The 14,968-nt window shown below is 38.8% G+C and carries 16 protein-coding genes; 5 read left to right on the plus strand and 11 right to left on the minus strand.

Going from position 1 to position 14,968, the window contains the following annotated elements:
- Positions 1 to 161 (plus strand): transposase domain-containing protein (locus tag EYW48_RS19450; RefSeq protein ID WP_171981607.1); only part of this gene is annotated, 161 nt, incomplete at its 5' end.
- Positions 162 to 191: 30 nt separating this feature from the next.
- Here EYW48_RS19450 and EYW48_RS19455 read toward each other — a convergent pair.
- The 4 genes from EYW48_RS19455 to EYW48_RS19470 all read right to left on the minus strand — a co-directional run bounded on the left by EYW48_RS19455 (position 192) and on the right by EYW48_RS19470 (position 4,479).
- Positions 192 to 803: a hypothetical protein gene (locus tag EYW48_RS19455; RefSeq protein ID WP_277432875.1), complete on the minus strand. Its 612-nt coding sequence runs from the start codon at positions 801 to 803 to the stop codon at positions 192 to 194.
- 73 nt (positions 804 to 876) lie between these two features.
- Positions 877 to 2,202 (minus strand): type II toxin-antitoxin system HipA family toxin, encoded by a 1,326-nt coding sequence (locus tag EYW48_RS19460; protein ID WP_203517939.1) that lies wholly within the window; start codon positions 2,200 to 2,202, stop codon positions 877 to 879.
- Positions 2,203 to 2,269: 67 nt separating this feature from the next.
- Positions 2,270 to 2,782, minus strand: coding sequence for a hypothetical protein (locus EYW48_RS19465; protein WP_053056584.1), 513 nt, complete (start codon positions 2,780 to 2,782; stop codon positions 2,270 to 2,272).
- A 902-nt stretch (positions 2,783 to 3,684) separates the two neighbouring features.
- Positions 3,685 to 4,479 (minus strand): hypothetical protein, encoded by a 795-nt coding sequence (locus EYW48_RS19470; protein WP_277432876.1) that lies wholly within the window; start codon positions 4,477 to 4,479, stop codon positions 3,685 to 3,687.
- Between the two features lie 100 nt (positions 4,480 to 4,579).
- Here EYW48_RS19470 and EYW48_RS19475 point away from each other — a divergent pair, with 100 nt between their 5' ends.
- Positions 4,580 to 4,744, plus strand: coding sequence for a helix-turn-helix domain-containing protein (locus tag EYW48_RS19475; protein WP_005480576.1), 165 nt, complete (start codon positions 4,580 to 4,582; stop codon positions 4,742 to 4,744).
- Positions 4,745 to 5,201: 457 nt separating this feature from the next.
- Positions 5,202 to 6,017 carry a restriction endonuclease gene (locus tag EYW48_RS19480; protein WP_277432877.1) on the plus strand — a complete coding sequence of 272 codons (816 nt, stop codon included), beginning with the start codon at positions 5,202 to 5,204 and terminating at the stop codon, positions 6,015 to 6,017.
- A gap of 478 nt (positions 6,018 to 6,495) precedes the next feature.
- Here EYW48_RS19480 and EYW48_RS19485 read toward each other — a convergent pair whose 3' ends face one another.
- The 7 genes from EYW48_RS19485 to EYW48_RS19515 all read right to left on the minus strand — a co-directional run bounded on the left by EYW48_RS19485 (position 6,496) and on the right by EYW48_RS19515 (position 12,926).
- A complete protein-coding gene (locus EYW48_RS19485) occupies positions 6,496 to 7,458 on the minus strand; it encodes a radical SAM protein (protein WP_277432878.1) in 963 nt (320 codons plus the stop codon).
- Positions 7,451 to 8,461 (minus strand): radical SAM protein, encoded by a 1,011-nt coding sequence (locus tag EYW48_RS19490; RefSeq protein WP_277432879.1) that lies wholly within the window; start codon positions 8,459 to 8,461, stop codon positions 7,451 to 7,453. Before EYW48_RS19490 ends, EYW48_RS19485 begins: the two co-directional genes overlap by 8 nt.
- Positions 8,451 to 8,669, minus strand: a complete 219-nt coding sequence (locus tag EYW48_RS19495) for a hypothetical protein (protein WP_102780319.1) — start codon at positions 8,667 to 8,669, stop codon at positions 8,451 to 8,453. The genes EYW48_RS19490 and EYW48_RS19495 overlap by 11 nt, the downstream gene beginning before the upstream one ends.
- A 52-nt stretch (positions 8,670 to 8,721) precedes the next feature.
- Positions 8,722 to 8,862 (minus strand): hypothetical protein, encoded by a 141-nt coding sequence (locus EYW48_RS19500; RefSeq protein ID WP_169661796.1) that lies wholly within the window; start codon positions 8,860 to 8,862, stop codon positions 8,722 to 8,724.
- A gap of 290 nt (positions 8,863 to 9,152) precedes the next feature.
- Entirely contained in the window at positions 9,153 to 10,559 is a 1,407-nt protein-coding gene (locus tag EYW48_RS19505; protein WP_277432880.1) for a HipA domain-containing protein, read from the minus strand.
- Entirely contained in the window at positions 10,552 to 10,887 is a 336-nt protein-coding gene (locus EYW48_RS19510; RefSeq protein WP_031829224.1) for a helix-turn-helix domain-containing protein, read from the minus strand. Before EYW48_RS19510 ends, EYW48_RS19505 begins: the two co-directional genes overlap by 8 nt.
- 872 nt (positions 10,888 to 11,759) lie before the next feature.
- Positions 11,760 to 12,926, minus strand: a complete 1,167-nt coding sequence (locus EYW48_RS19515; protein WP_274676112.1) for a hypothetical protein — start codon at positions 12,924 to 12,926, stop codon at positions 11,760 to 11,762.
- A 633-nt stretch (positions 12,927 to 13,559) separates the two neighbouring features.
- Between EYW48_RS19515 and EYW48_RS19520 the strand changes: the two genes are divergently transcribed.
- Together EYW48_RS19520 and EYW48_RS19525 are read left to right on the plus strand one after the other, a co-directional pair.
- Positions 13,560 to 14,237: an inovirus Gp2 family protein gene (locus tag EYW48_RS19520; RefSeq protein WP_277432881.1), complete on the plus strand. Its 678-nt coding sequence runs from the start codon at positions 13,560 to 13,562 to the stop codon at positions 14,235 to 14,237.
- Between the two features lie 60 nt (positions 14,238 to 14,297).
- On the plus strand, positions 14,298 to 14,846 hold the full coding sequence (locus EYW48_RS19525; protein ID WP_277432882.1) for an inovirus-type Gp2 protein: 549 nt from the start codon (positions 14,298 to 14,300) through the stop codon (positions 14,844 to 14,846).
- Positions 14,847 to 14,968 lie beyond the last annotated feature (122 nt).

Raw genomic sequence — 14,968 nt, forward strand, 5'->3', positions numbered from 1 at the left:
ATCCGCTTGGTGCTGATGCGAGTGCTTTGCTATATAGCATCATCGAGACGGCGAAAGCGAACGGACTGATACTCTACGATTACATGGTCAAATGTATGAAAGAACTGGCAAAGCCAGAGCCTGATATCAACTCACTGCTTCCTTGGAACTTCTCACACTAAAACGCCCCGTGGGATTATGGGGCGCATACGTTATTTTTGGTTAAACAAAGCACTACATTGAAAACGATTTTCTACGATTTCATCTGCTACCTCTTTTAAATACTCAAACCATTCGTCATTGACGATGTTAGTCACTAATACATACTCTGTATCAGCAATGCAGAGTAATTGGTTTACTAACTTAGTAAAAAAACCGTTCCCTTGCAGAGCAGGGTGCAAATCTAATCTCTCAATCTGAGCTACTTTCTGCATGGAAAAATTCATTAATAACTGGCACCACGCTTCAGAGTCAGCATTGTTTTTGCACATAACTAATATCTCACCGTTAGGTAGAACTATTTCCTTAGTAGGTATGCTTTTTTCGTTAGCATATTTAATAATGTGAGTTTTGGTTTTATCAAATTGCGTTAGATAAGTTATGTCACTACGATAAGCAAGATGAATTACTTCCTCTCCGTTGCTGTCATGAATTAGTAAGCCGAACTCCCCATTTTTTCCTTTTTCTAATGAGGAAATATATTCTTTTGTTGCAAGCTCAATTAACTGCTCAACTAGATTCTGCTCTGGAACGTTTGGAACTAGAAGTGCTGTAGATGCTTGAATCTCATGGATAGGGGAATCTAATTTAAATGTGAATGCCATAGGTTTTTCCAAAAAAGTTTAATGATGTTTATCCTTACAAGGTCTAAGCCGCTTTTGACATATAGCTTGTACTCTACTCGGATGCTTGTAAGGAGAGTCTTTGAAGCATTTTCAATGCATTGTCGAAAATAGGGCTAGAGATATGTTCTGGAAAGTCATTTGGCAATCTCGTATTTACACGGTCAATAGCCTCTGGAAGCTCGGTTTTCATTGTGTCGAGAATTTCCTGCATTATCTCTTGTTCAAAGCGGACATGCTGTGCGGTTGCCAGAAAATGGCGAGGGTAAATCTTGTTGATTTCGTATTTTTTACCCCTTGATGCTCTTAGCCCCATGGCTAGCTTTAACTGCCTGATGTTAAGCCCTTTTTTACCTAATAAAGGGTAAGCAGACAAAATGTCATAGAAAGGTGTTAAGCGGTAGCTCCCTGATTGCTCAATTGTGATCGAATAGTTTTTCGCATGACCATCAGTCGCTCCAATGACCCATTGATACACCTGGAACTTCATAAAATTGTATCGGTCGGCAAAGGCATTTGAAGACCCAGATAACAAGTCCATAATTTCCAAGACTCCAATACCGCCATCAGATTCGTACTTGATTGATGCTGGCAGCGAAGCTGCCTGACACATATCTTCTTGTGGTAAACGTTGAATGTGAGTCTTCTCATTCGTCCATTTTCGGTCAAAACGTTCAACAGCCAATGCGTTGAAGTTCAGCGTTTGAATAATTTCAATATTAGGTACATCAAACCCTAGCTCTCGTGCGAGTTCGATACAGAGATATTCATTCTCAACGCTATCCGTTAAGTCTAACGTGCAATTTGGTTGTTGGAGAACTCCCATTGGGAGTTTGATGATGTGAGTTGTCGGAGTATTGCCACTTGGTAAACACCAATGGTTATCCACTTTCAGTAACGCAGTTTTAGCTTGTGCGCCAGCAATGGCTATACGGAAATCATTGGAACCTTCAATCATTCCATGTGGTGTTCCTGCCTGTAGTGCTGACAATATGAGTTCGAGCGTTTTTTCATCTAGGATTTCATACTCCAAGTCTGGCTTATCATTTTTTGTATCAGGTGGCAGTAGAGTAAGAGCACCTACAACATCACGACCAACTGCTGTGAGCAAATCGAAAGGTTGTTTAGTGGAGGTTTTAAATCTGGCGGCTAAACGGCTTCTTGTATCAGGTGAGTCTGGGAGAAGATTGTCAAAGTAGTTGAAGACCGCTTCAGAAGATATAGTGTTTTTCTGCATTTTAAGAGACAGAGATAAAGGCCGAGCGTTGTCATTGTTCAGCCAGGAAGAATCATATTTAAAGAAGAGTCTGTTGTCTGGATACCTTGCTCTTGCTAGAGTCCCGACAAGCTCGTTGTTCATATATGCAGTTAGCGTTTCCATTACCAGTGAGCCTTTTTTGCTATATGGTTTTGTCTCGTTTATCAAACAGAGTGTTGGCAAGAGTCATTTAGCGAGTGATTTGACTAACGACGTCACCGAACAAGACTGGTCTAAATTGAGTCTGATCTACTGATACATTGATATAGCGGGGATCTGGTTTGCCTGCATCATCTAGAATGATACTGTCATGTAAATGCCCGTGAACATTGATCTTTCCATGTAATTCCTGAGGATGTATAGGGCAGTGTGTAAACCAGGTATTTCGTTTAGATAGCATCGAGTGAATCTCATCGAAGCCATCTGCGAGTGCGAGCATCTTGCCGTTGACCCTCATGTTTGTACAATGATTGCCAAGTATGAGCACCTTCTTCGTACATTGAATACTTGCAACCCTCTCTAGCCAAAATGGGGTCGTTGCAATATCTCCAAGTAGGATTAACGTGTCACGAGGTTGTACAAATGATGCAAGGTTATCAAATAGAATATTATGGTGCTCTTCAGGAGAATCGAATCCTGAACGATATTTCAATATATTATCATGTCCGAGGTGCAAGTCTGCGGAGAGTACAAATCTACTCATAAGAATATTCTCAATAACGATATTATGAATAATATACACTTGAACTGTAGTATTGTTCAAATAAATATTTTTCTTTACCTTGAATGTAATATATAGAAAATAATAAACACAAAGTGTTACTTTTTATTTATTAAAATAATGCACTGTATGTCTGCTTAAGTTTTTTAAACCAAAATTGCTTGGCACATTGTTTTGCCAAGATTGGCAGCGAAACTGTCAAGGATGGCAGAGGAAATGCCACGGCGGGCAGCGAATGTGCCAATGATGGCACTAAAATTTAGACCTAAAAATTAGAACATTCCGTTTAAGAATCCAAATTTTAATAGATGAACGTTATATTAGAATTATAACTTTATAATAATTATAACAGTTATAATAGTTATAACATGAAAAAGTCAATAAGTAAAAACCATTTTATTGCCATAATTATCTTGGCTCAATTTAATAATTAAATTATTCGTAATTATATTTATGATTTTTATTTGATTTAATAATTAAAAATGTAAAATAAATTCGATTGTTTTTTGCACAGTCACTTTGCTGCTTAGGAGAGAAATTGATGTTTTTTAATGATCTGGTGTATGCGTTGTCTGCTAAGCCCAAGCGTTCTGGCGATATCACTTAGGTTAGTTTTGTTATTCGTGGCTAGTTGTTTTGTTAGTAGGTCTTTGATCAACTGGTGTTGTTCTAGATTCGCTCCATATCCAACGCTCGGGCCACGCTTAGTTTCAATGCTGTTGATTCGTTCTACACATTCGAAGCGATGCAAGATCCCAATCAGTGTGGTCCAAGTATTCAACTCATTGAAAAGCGTCAGGCACTCTTTTTCGTTCCAAGCATTTGGCTCCGTAGGATCTAAACATCTCACTATCGCGATACACCACGAGGGCCAGTTTCTAAAATCATCTGATTTGTTTTATTTTTTTATAGCTCGCTGGGTAGTTTACTTTACATGTCTGAACAATGTTCTTTGATAGCGAGATCCAGTCTCCTGACTTCGCGCTATCTTTACAGTGGCGCAGAAATACTCGTGGATGCGGCGCATAGCCGCTGACCAGATCATACAGTTGTCGTCCCAGCTTTTTCTGTTTGTTAGGTTGTACTAGGTACTTTTCGTAAGCTGCGCTGTTCTGGTTGGGCAGACATTTCAATGCAGTGATAGCTGCGTATTTTTGCTGTTTATAAAGTTTAGTGGACTTGATGGGATGGTGTTTTTCGCAGTAGTAGTGAGATCGGCTGCGTAGACGCCAGCATAGAGCACAATATGGAAGAACACTATTCCAGCGCATTGCTTCTTCTTGATGCTGGGGAGTGAGTGAACGTAAATCTTTTAACCCCCAGAGCACTTGATCTACATAATCAGTGTGTTGCTGGCTATAAAGCCCGAATCCACGCAAAGCTAGCACCGTTTCAATAAGTTTAATTGTTTTATTTAATCCGCCATAAATTTCTACGATATCCGCAAGCTTGATAGCGTTAGAGCTACGGTGCTTTTTGAGTACGGAGCCATGTTGACTGAGTAACGTGGTAAACCATGGTTCAAGAACAATGTTCCGAAAGGCATCGACAGCGTATAAATACCCAGAACGACGTCGCTGAGCAATTTTACAACCTTGAGATTCGGCCTGGTTTTTTAAGTCATTAATTGCTGTTTCTAGCTGTACTCTCAATGCATTGCGTTTTTGATCTAAGCTCATTAGTTATCATGTCAATATGGTTTGTTGCTTATTCTATATTATGAGTCAGGTGATGAGAATCTAAGATGCGACTAAATAATAGAGAAATAAAGGTAATAAAATGTTTGTAAGACAAGAGCAGTTAGCGAAAGAAATCGGGGTAAGCGTAAGTACTTTGTGGCGTTGGCGTCGGGATGGAAAAATGCCACCCGTTGTTACGCTTAGTTCTAGGGTAGTGGGCTGGCAGAGAAAAGACATTGAGCGATGGCTAGAAGAACAAAAATAGATGCAACTTGTAACTGCGAGAACAGTGTTCTCGCTTAACCTTCGTAAATATAAAGTAAGTCATTGTTTGCATGATTAATAACACGAATAAAAAATGCTCTTGCAGGAACCTTGTTCCTGCTTTTGTCTATCTCAGGGAGCTAATTTCTTCTTAAATCTTCATCAGTTGAACGGAGAACGATGTTCTCCGAAATGACGAAAGGCAGAGTTAGGTATTATCCGAGTCGTGTTTGGGTATCTCAGGCAAAGGCTGATAGCTTTCAAACGCTACTGCGAGAACACTGTTCTCGCTCACATCATCAAAAACTAAAGTTTGGTCATTTAATTAATAAATAAAAAATGCTCTTGCTAGAACTATGTTCTAGCTGTTTGTTCTCCCACTAAATACATGATTTAACTCTATGTATTAGGTCTGGCAATTGTGCTTTAATGCATTTTGATGCTTATTAGGAGGAGTTATGGCTCGGAAGAATGATGGAATTATTTGGCATTTGATGGATGCGCCGTGGTGGGTGAGTATCTTGTTCTCAGCAGGCATTTATGTTGGTCTATCCGTTCTATTGCCTGATTTGGCGGCTCGCAGTGATAACTTCATCTTCAATGCCATTGGGCCGAATCTCCCGCAAATGGCACCGTATTTTGCTTTTTTGTTTTTAATTCCTGCTCCCATTGCATTCTTTAAGCAGTATCAGCGAAAGCATAATTATCTTGCGACGACGTCTCAAATCAGAGCACACAAAAACACGACTCCGTTTAATTCCCTCAGCTGGATTGAATTTGAAAGCTATATTGGCGAGTACTTTAAGCAGCAAGGTTACGACGTTAAACAATCTTTCTCAAAGCAGGCGGATGGTGGGGTTGATATTTGGTTAACTAAAGACGGTGAGTTGAGTCTTGTACAATGTAAGCACTGGAAAGCTAGAAAAGTCGGAGTTCAAGTCTTAAGAGAAATGTATGGTGTGATGATCGACAATCGTGCTAGCAAAATGATCATCGTAACATCGGGAGATTTTACTTCTGAAGCTATCGCCTTTGCTCAAGAGAAGCGCCTGTGGTTGGTCAATGGTAGCGAGCTAGTCCACATGATTGAAGATGGACGCAGCTTTATGAATAAGCCAGTCATTGGTGAGCCTACACCCGATCCTCATTCCAAGGTTTGCCCAAACTGCCAGTCTAGCCTTGTGATTCGTGTTGCTAAAAAAGGTCGTAATGCGGGTAAAAGTTTCTATGGTTGCTCTGCTTATCCTAAGTGTCGCTACACTTGCGACTGTTGAATATGAGTGAGGGTTCAAGCAGTCTAACCTTATAGAAGGGTGTTCTCAGAACATAAAAGTTAACCTATTGAGCCTAGCTGCCAGAGAAGAATGCTACTGCGAGAACACTGTTCTCGCTCAAATCATCAAAAAAACTAAAGTTTGCTCATTCATTTAATTAATAGATAAAAAAGCGCTCTTAGTGCCGAACTCTCTGGTGAAAAAATGTTACCCATTATCTTCATAAGTGGGTTTGCCAAAGCCAATGGGTTCATGAGTTTAAGCTCTGAAACATTTTTGCCCCATCTCAGGTTAGGTTAGGACAAGAGTTCTATGCTTGAGTTGACGAATTTTTTTGCTTGGCTTTTATGATGTATAAGGATCGGATAATACACACCCCATACCTAAGGAGTTTAATACTTGGACAACTCTACTTCTACCTTGATTTATCATGGTTCATCTTGCTAACAGTTGTACTCATTTAGCTAAGTGTCTAAAACTACAGGTGTAGAACACTCTCCCTTGCAATCAACAATGAGCACAAATACTGATTTCGTCCACCTTTATCACCCTCTAGTTCACTGTACATGGGGCAATTTCTGCAACCAGCATTATGTTTACAAGTACCACAAGGACTCTTGAAGTATCTATCTTTTATTTTCTGGTTTTCTTTTTGTAGACCATTTTTTATAGATTCGAAGTCGTCGGTGAGAATATTTAATTGGTCACTTCTGTTTATAGCACACATTGAAACATAACCATTTGGATCAACAAAGATAGAGCTAATACCACCGCTACATTTTTTGTAATAATCGGTATTACTATAAGTTAATGGTTTTGTTGTTACTTTTCTTAGTTGCTTAAGCTTTTGCTCAACAGTAATCATTTCATTTGGAGTTAACCGACAGCTTAAATTGGACTTCCCTCTCAAGTTAGGGATCATATAAGTGTTTATGTTTATTGAGTTATTATTTACAAAAGATATCCAGTCATCATCGACGGAGTTTTTGTACGGAGTTATCCCTAGTTGAACATTAATGTTTTTTTCTTGAAGTTTTTTGATATTACACATCACCTTATTAAAAATATCACTTCTTACTTTAGTGAATTTTGTATACTGGTCTTGGTCTTTGCCGTAAATAGATATTGATATTGATTTAGGTGGAGCAATCTCAAATAGAGAAATTAACTTATCGGACAGTAGTGAACCATTCGTGAAAATATTAACTTCCATTCCATAACTATAAGCATAAGTATAGATCTCACTAAAATGAGGGTGTAACAAAGGTTCTCCGCCTGTAATTATTAGTTTTGTGATTCCTAATTTATTTAGATTAGATATTGATATAAACCATTTATTTAATGTCAAGGATTTGTTGTTTTTATTATCCAAATAACAATGCATACAATCGAAATTGCATTTACTTAAAATTTCAATGGTTGCAGTATTTAAACTATGCAAATGTTTTTATCCTAGCGTCAGTTAGTTCACAAAAGAAAGGTATAGCATTAATATGAGAGTTGTTTTCTAAATACGCATAAGCTGAACACCATCGACAAATAGACTTTGATTTACATTTATAGCAAGGGCTATTATTAAATCTATTCTGCATTTCTGCGTGAGAGTTTTTCAAGAAATTAATTACTTTCTCATCAGAGTTGGTTAAAAAATCAAATTTATTTTTAACATTAAGTGAACATATGCTGATATAACCTGTAGAGTCTATTGACAAGCTACTTAACCCACCTCCACACTTAATTGATTCTTCACTTGTTCGTTCCGAAACTGCATTTCCCCAAAACTCTTTACTATCTATGAATGACTCTTCAAATTTAGTTATTTCGTTCACAGATAAACGCTCATTTATGCTAGTGGTGTCTCCATCTTTTCTCCCAAATATAATTGGGTCATAAGTCATAGTTTTTCCATAATTTTTTGCCAAGTCTTCATACAAGCCATTAATTGCTGATGAATAATTGGACTTTACTAATACGGTCTTTAAGTTAAAAGGAATTGATTCTGAATATAAATAATTCAATCCGTCTACTAGATTTTTGTAGCCGTTCTTACCAGTGAATATTATGTAATCACTAGGATTAAGGCCGTATATGGAAATGCTAACATCAAATGGCTTATATTTACTTAAGGCTTTCTTTATTCTGGAATTTAACAAAGTGCCATTAGTCATTAAACTAATAATGAATCCTTTGGATTTTGCATAGAGGTAAACTTCTATGAAATGCTTATAAGAAAATATCTCCCCACCTGTAAGAGTTAAATAAATAACTCCCATTCTGTGTAATTTATCTATTATTTTTTTCGCTTTATCAATAGATAGTGTGGATTTTTTTTGGGGTATGTAGCAATGTAAACAGCTAAGATTACAGACCTCTGTAAGCTCTAAACTTGCCATAATTAGCTTTTCATTGACTAGAGCTTTTTCCCTAAGTTTTTTATGATCCATTTAAAGCTTCCATAATATCCACCTCAAGTTGCTTTACTTCCTCTTCACTAAGTTCATATTTTAATGAAATTTGGGAAACATAATCAGCACTACTTGATTTTCTATCAAGAAGATCAAAAACTATTTCGTTTATCTCAAAACAGTTGTTGTTGTGCGTATCAATTGCTATTTTGTACCCGTCAAGGTTTCGTACTACAAATTTATTCATAATAAGAAAAGGCGCATTTTTTGCGCCTTAAGAAGTGTGTGCCCATCTGAAATTAACACTGATTGTAACCATCATCAGGAGACGGTCCCCAGCAACCTAGCGTTTTACGTTTTGACATTGGGTCATTGTTTCTTTTCTTGAAAGGTACGATCTGGATTTTGGCTTTTGGTTTTTGGTTCTTTTTAGGTTTCATAACGACTCCATTTGTTGATTAATTCAAGGTTATCAAAAGTATCGATATTCACTTTGATTTATATCAAGTAGATTCAACGAAAAATGGCAACCAAGCGTTAGTCGAATTAAACCAAAAACTCGATAAAACAGGTACATACGGTTGTGAATGGGTTTAACCACTATAATCACTAAATTAGAGGTTTTGCTATACCTAAAGTAACCCGTTAGCCACTAACTTAGCAAAGCAGCTAGCTCATTGATTTCCAAAAATAATTTACAAATTGTTTACTATAGCCCCTATATTAGCCATTAAAGAAGCTCACTCATTTCTGGCACACTGTTGGCTTGCTCTAGCAAGTATTCACACTCTGTTTGGATGAGTGACACACATAGCTCTATGTGTTCACGTTCCCCATCATCGATTCCTTGAGCTTCGGTAAGGTCAATTGCTTCCTTCAGGGCATTTTGTATAGCACCAACGGTTTCTACCATTATGGAAGCCATCTTGGTGCCTGAATAACCCAGCAGAGCGCCGAATTCAGCTAAATCATAGCTGGTGATAGGGCGTTTGAAGTTACCTTTCGGCGGATTTTGAAAGTCTTCACTTTCCCAATCTCCAATCGACATTGCAAAATATTGAGGGATACTGGCGGCACGCCCCTCATCAGCAGACAACTTACCGCTTCGTGAGTTGCGTTTTGTTCCCTCTTGAGCGATTGCTTCTATGTTTACTAAATCATAAAAAGGGGTCAGTTCCAGGCCTTTAGGGGTGACGAAGAAGCTAATATTTTTACCATGGGCATCGTAGTTTAGCGTTACTAGATTAAAGAGCATCCATTGGGTGATCTTTAGGTTAGTGATGACCGTGTCTATGGTTTTGACGCACAGTAGGCGTGGGAAAGAAACGCCATCACGCATATATACGCCATCGCCTTCATCCCCATTCTGGCGCTCGTATTTGTAACCTGGTGGTAAGTCAGTTGCCTGACAGCCATCAATCACATGTTTTCGTTGAACGACATCACGAGTCGCGATATAGGCACGATCGAACCGCTCAATTATCAGTGTCCTAGTCTTCCCAATGCGAGTTAACTCAACATTAGCGACGTCCAAACCTGCTAGCTTGGCTAATGTCATGCAAAAGAACTCATTAACAGCAATGCACGGTGCTTTACCGCTTTCAAATTTCAGAATGTAGTTCGAACTTAATTTGCCTTCACCAAACCCCCACTCATCACCGCGCTTAAGTAAGTTTAACTTGTTTTGAACACCAGCAACCGAAAGGCGAACCTTACCGTCCCAATACACTAATGGCGCTAGATTTCGCTCTAGTCGTTCTATTAGTTCATCATCAGGTACAGATCTAAAGCTGGTTTCCCCAGGTTCTGATCCTGGAACTCGAAAAGATAGTGCGCCAGATGTTTCCGCACCAAGCTTACGAATCAGCCCGAATGTATTGCTTTTGGAGATAGTGGTGTTTTGTATCATCTCCTCAAAGGCTTCTCCTTCAGGAAGGAGATTTCTGAGGTAGTTCTCAATACTACGTGGCGAAGCCCGATCATCGAAAGGGATGTGTGGCGAAATCGGGAAACCAGTGTGTTTCCATTCATCTTCATAGATGAATGAGAACTCTGTTTCTGTTCCGACAGGAAGAATCAAACGACCAATTTTGGTATTCGTACCGATAAACACGTCTAACTGTTGTAACTTACTCATACCAACCGTCCTCATTGCTTCTCACGCTGTTTTCAGTTTGGGAGGTTATTTGGCTATGTGGACGAACAAATAGGTTTAAATCGATAAGGCGTAAAGATAGCCCTAAGATGTCCATGAGGACGAGTACATTGGCAAAGGTGACACTGGTATCGCCTTTTTCTACTTTCATGACTGTTCTACGAGATAAGTTGGCTTTTGAAGCGAGATCATCAATACGCCAGCCTCTATCGGTGCGCTTTGAGCGAATGGCGCTCCCCAGCGTTTCCATACTGAACTCGGTATTCAAATCAGGCATAGGTTGTGCCTTTACCATCTTACCTTTTTTCATAAGTGCCTTTTAATGTACTTTTGTCACTATTGGGTTCGTCTTAATATATAAGTTCACTATAACTCACTTTTGTTGTGACTGTATAAGAAATTATCTATAAGTGCAATTTAAGTTACTTATGGTTGGTTTGCGAGTTTAATACCTCTCTTTGTTCTCTATGAGAGAGTTTATCAGCCAGAACGACATATTTGGCAACAGCGTAGTATTCGGATTAGTATTGGAAGAAGGCAGAGAAGAGTGCGTGATTGGGGCTTACTTGACCCATTACCTGACCCAAAATCGTCAGGTACAAAAAAAGGTTAGTAAACACTACGCTTACTAACCTTCTGGAATTTGGTGGCCCTCCCAGATTTGAACTGGATTTATATCTATTTGTTATTGTTTATTTTTGTCGGTTGAAATTTTTATTGTTGTTACAACTGTTGTTACTAAAATTATTTGTTATGATTGAAGGGTATGGTGCATGTTAATTTTGTAAAGGCCAATAGCTGCGTATTATTTCACCACCTAACGTGAGCCCTGATAATGACCGCAGTCATTACTCATACAAGTTCAATCATGGCTCCACACCAACATCGTATCGATGCGTGGCAACAAACCCAACTCACTCAAGCACAATACTGCTGCTCTCACCAATTCGCCCCTTTCAGTAATCTTATAGGGTGTCGTATTGAGCTGTGATGTTAACTAAATGCATACGTTAGTGAGGAGTTTAGTCTTGACGGTAACATACTGATATTAAAATAATTGTGCTTTAATTTTTCTTGGGATATCTATGTGTTACGTGACTAAAATTACATAATAGATATCAACGTCGTACTTACTCGGTGAGTAGGTTGGAGAGCTTCAGTCGTTATTCTATCTTGAGCAATCTATATTTTATTGTTAAAACGAGCTTTGTATGCATCCTTGAGTAGCTTGTTGATTGTGCGGTTGATTTTGGGTTTGGTATCACCATTTGCTAGTTCTACAAGCATATTCCATTGCTTTTGATTTAGAGCTATTTGGAAATCTTCGCTATTCGCTTTGTCCAACGAAAACTTGTCCGTTAAGAGCTTTAGGCGGTGAGGAAAGTTAGCTGAGGTGGTGTACAATAAATCTAATGTTGTCACCATACATTTTTTCTTAGTACTGGTATCCTCTGCTGGATAAAACAGGTTATAGATTTCATACTGACTTTGTAATCGCTCATAAGTCTTGTCTATCAGTTTGTCGTTTTCTGTTTTGAGAATATCCCAACTTAAAGAGACATGTGTACAAGCTTCGATATACATTTCTCTAATTTTTAACAAAAGCTCTTGCGCTGTCGTGAGGTCGATATCTCCAGATATACAGTGGTAAGTGAGGTAGTTGATAATGATTATGTGGCTATCTTTATCAATAGTAGGGCACAACCTACAAACTAATTTCACTGTATCTAGAGTTGAATCGAGACGGATATTATCGAACTCTTCTTGTTCTCTTTTCTCTCTTCTTTCTTCCCTTTCTTGAAAGATTCTTTCAGCTTCTTCACGTATTTTTGTGACACTGCCGGATACTTTTTCAAAAGCTCTATCCCGTGCAGATTTTTTACGTTCTTCTATCTCTTTTAAATACTGCTTATCTTTCAGTTGAGGCCATAATATCTCACCAATGGTTTTTGTATCATCTGGCCTCTTCACTAGATTTACTTTAGCGATCACCATTGCCTTGAGCATGGAGTGAAAGAAGTACTTTTCTCTATCGTTTTGTAGCCAAGAAGTGAACTCACTCGTGAGCAGATTATCAACGGATTCTTCGTGCAGTCTATTTAACAAGCGATCTAAACTTCGCTCTTGTTCAATCGACAGCTCGCCTTTTTCTAGTGCGGCTACATTTATTTTCAGATTGAAAGAAAGTAGCTCAATAAAGCGATGCTGTAACTCTTGATAACTAAACAAGGCGAGATCACGAAAGTCATTGTGTTCTTTTTGACTGTCAATGTAAGAGAGGTAAAGCACATAGAAACGAAGATGTGTTTCAGTCTCATTGATAAATCGGTTTAGTCTTTTCTTTTGCATGATTATTCTTTTGTGGTTTACTGGTTGTTATGAGCAGGTTTTTAGTAAGATTTATGAAAGTATCAAGATGTTAAATTGCAACTAAACTGCAAGTTTTTAGCAAGATAATTACTCTTGTTACCTTTCATTATTGTTGTATTGTTTATTTTTATTTGTGCGAATTATAGTAGCATTTTCTTAATCTGATAGTCACTTTTCTTTAAGTGATACTGTAATTGGTTAGGAGGTGAATATATTTTAATATGAATAAATATGTGCTTATTGTGCTTAAGGGTGGTTTCGGTAGCCGGATAGGTGTGAGCAAAAATCTATCTCAAATCAGTCATCAATCTCACTTAACTTGCAAGCAATTCAGATCTTATTATTTGCCGTATGGAGTGCATGATAGCAATACATTTTCTTGATTATTGGCTATGAGGAGAGCCTATTTACGTAAAACAGGAACGCTATGAGTATAACGAAATATCAACAATGTCTGTCTGGTTAGTATTATTACCGTCATATCTACTATATCGATGTACTCACTACATCGGCATAACCTCCTCTACTGAGTCACACCAAGTGACTCACTGTACACAATTAAAAATAACGACACAGACCTATCTATGAACTTAAACACAGGAGTAGATAGGAATGAATGTACGTTCTCGCAAAAACAAAAACCTCAGACTCACCACCAAGAAAACGTTTCTGGGTAGACCTATCCAGACCGAGCACGGTCCACTCTACATCGACTACTTAGAAAAAATGTACGATACGGTTGATCGGGCATTAGACGAGTATCCTAGGCTAATGGCTGTTCGTGTGGATTTGAGGTTTCCCAAGCTAAGGAAAAACGAAAAGAGCGGTAATGTGATGACTGACTTTCTACGCTCATTACAGTCGCAGATTGATCACTCAGGCAAACGAAAGAAAAGAGAAGGGAGTAGAGTGCATCCCTGCAAGGTTAGAATTGCTTGGGTGAGAGAGTGCTCTAGCTCGATAAACGACCACTACCACCTAGTGCTCATGTTCAACAAAGATAGGTTTAACTGGTTAGGGAAAACTCAAACACAACAGGAGAACTTAGGCTCTTTTATCGTAGAGGCATGGGCTAGGGTCGCTGGTGTCGATTACGAAGAAGCCAATGGACTGGTTCATTTTTCAAAGAGAAGGAATAGCGACAGCGTGGTCATTCACCGCTTGAATAGTAACTCAGAAGACTTTGACGATGCGTTTGACGAGTTCTTTAAGCACATTAGCTATTTAGCTAAAGAGCGCACTAAGCACTTTGGTAGCGGTAGACGCAATTTCGGCCATAGTCACAAGTAGCTTAAAAATTACGGTAGTCATAGTTCCTGTGGGAATCACAACAAACCACAGGAACTCATCATGCCAAATCAGCTTAACGCCACTCAACATCACTCAGAAGCGTCTAACCACCTCACCATCACTCATGACCGAACGTTTAATGGAAAACCACTCTACTACCACAAGGATGGTCTTGTCCTTGAGCATCTGGAAGACATCGACCGAGTGCTGACTGAAGCGCTCGGCCAATATCCCAAACTTTGTGTCGCTCATTTTAATGTACGTCTACCAAGTGACTTTGATGGAAACCATTCTGAGGTATTCAGTCGTTTCTTTAGTACCTTGAAGTTGGAAACCAATGAGTTGTGCCTAATGAAGTACAGGCGTAGGCCTCACCAATATCACCAAACGGTCATTCGCCATGTTTGGTTCAAGGCGTGTGAGTCCACCAGCCAGTATCACCTTGTCTTACTCCTTGATAGGCGGCTATATCATTGTTTAGGCAGAAGTGGGGACGGGAGGAGTCGCTACTTGTCCAGAGTCAGAAAAGCATGGGATAGAGCTGTTGAAAAAGACCATGGGAGAAGATGTTCAGGACTGGCGTATTCTCCATCTGATGACGTGTTGTAATGATCCAGCTTTTTTGGAGAGTTTTTAAGCCACTTTTTGCATTTGTTGGTATTTTTCATTTGGCGTTAAATAATCAATCCCACTATGACTTCGTTTATAGTTGTAAAAACGAATGTAGCTCT

The organism is Vibrio sp. 1180_3, from assembly GCF_029478545.1.
Classification (GTDB): Bacteria; Pseudomonadota; Gammaproteobacteria; order Enterobacterales; family Vibrionaceae; genus Vibrio; species Vibrio aestuarianus.

Bases quoted from the DNA above. Each gene is read 5' to 3' on its own strand.
- EYW48_RS19470 (WP_277432876.1), bottom strand. From the start codon at position 4,479: ATGAGCTTAGATCAAAAACGCAATGCATTGAGAGTACAGCTAGAAACA.
- EYW48_RS19475 (WP_005480576.1), top strand. From the start codon at position 4,580: ATGTTTGTAAGACAAGAGCAGTTAGCGAAAGAAATCGGGGTAAGCGTA.
- EYW48_RS19515 (WP_274676112.1), bottom strand. From the start codon at position 12,926: ATGCAAAAGAAAAGACTAAACCGATTTATCAATGAGACTGAAACACAT.
- EYW48_RS19505 (WP_277432880.1), bottom strand. From the start codon at position 10,559: ATGAGTAAGTTACAACAGTTAGACGTGTTTATCGGTACGAATACCAAA.
- EYW48_RS19490 (WP_277432879.1), bottom strand. From the start codon at position 8,461: ATGGATCATAAAAAACTTAGGGAAAAAGCTCTAGTCAATGAAAAGCTA.
- EYW48_RS19520 (WP_277432881.1), top strand. From the start codon at position 13,560: ATGAATGTACGTTCTCGCAAAAACAAAAACCTCAGACTCACCACCAAG.
- EYW48_RS19495 (WP_102780319.1), bottom strand. From the start codon at position 8,669: ATGAATAAATTTGTAGTACGAAACCTTGACGGGTACAAAATAGCAATT.
- EYW48_RS19460 (WP_203517939.1), bottom strand. From the start codon at position 2,202: ATGGAAACGCTAACTGCATATATGAACAACGAGCTTGTCGGGACTCTA.
- EYW48_RS19500 (WP_169661796.1), bottom strand. From the start codon at position 8,862: ATGAAACCTAAAAAGAACCAAAAACCAAAAGCCAAAATCCAGATCGTA.
- EYW48_RS19525 (WP_277432882.1), top strand. From the start codon at position 14,298: ATGCCAAATCAGCTTAACGCCACTCAACATCACTCAGAAGCGTCTAAC.
- EYW48_RS19480 (WP_277432877.1), top strand. From the start codon at position 5,202: ATGGCTCGGAAGAATGATGGAATTATTTGGCATTTGATGGATGCGCCG.
- EYW48_RS19510 (WP_031829224.1), bottom strand. From the start codon at position 10,887: ATGAAAAAAGGTAAGATGGTAAAGGCACAACCTATGCCTGATTTGAAT.
- EYW48_RS19465 (WP_053056584.1), bottom strand. From the start codon at position 2,782: ATGAGTAGATTTGTACTCTCCGCAGACTTGCACCTCGGACATGATAAT.
- EYW48_RS19455 (WP_277432875.1), bottom strand. From the start codon at position 803: ATGGCATTCACATTTAAATTAGATTCCCCTATCCATGAGATTCAAGCA.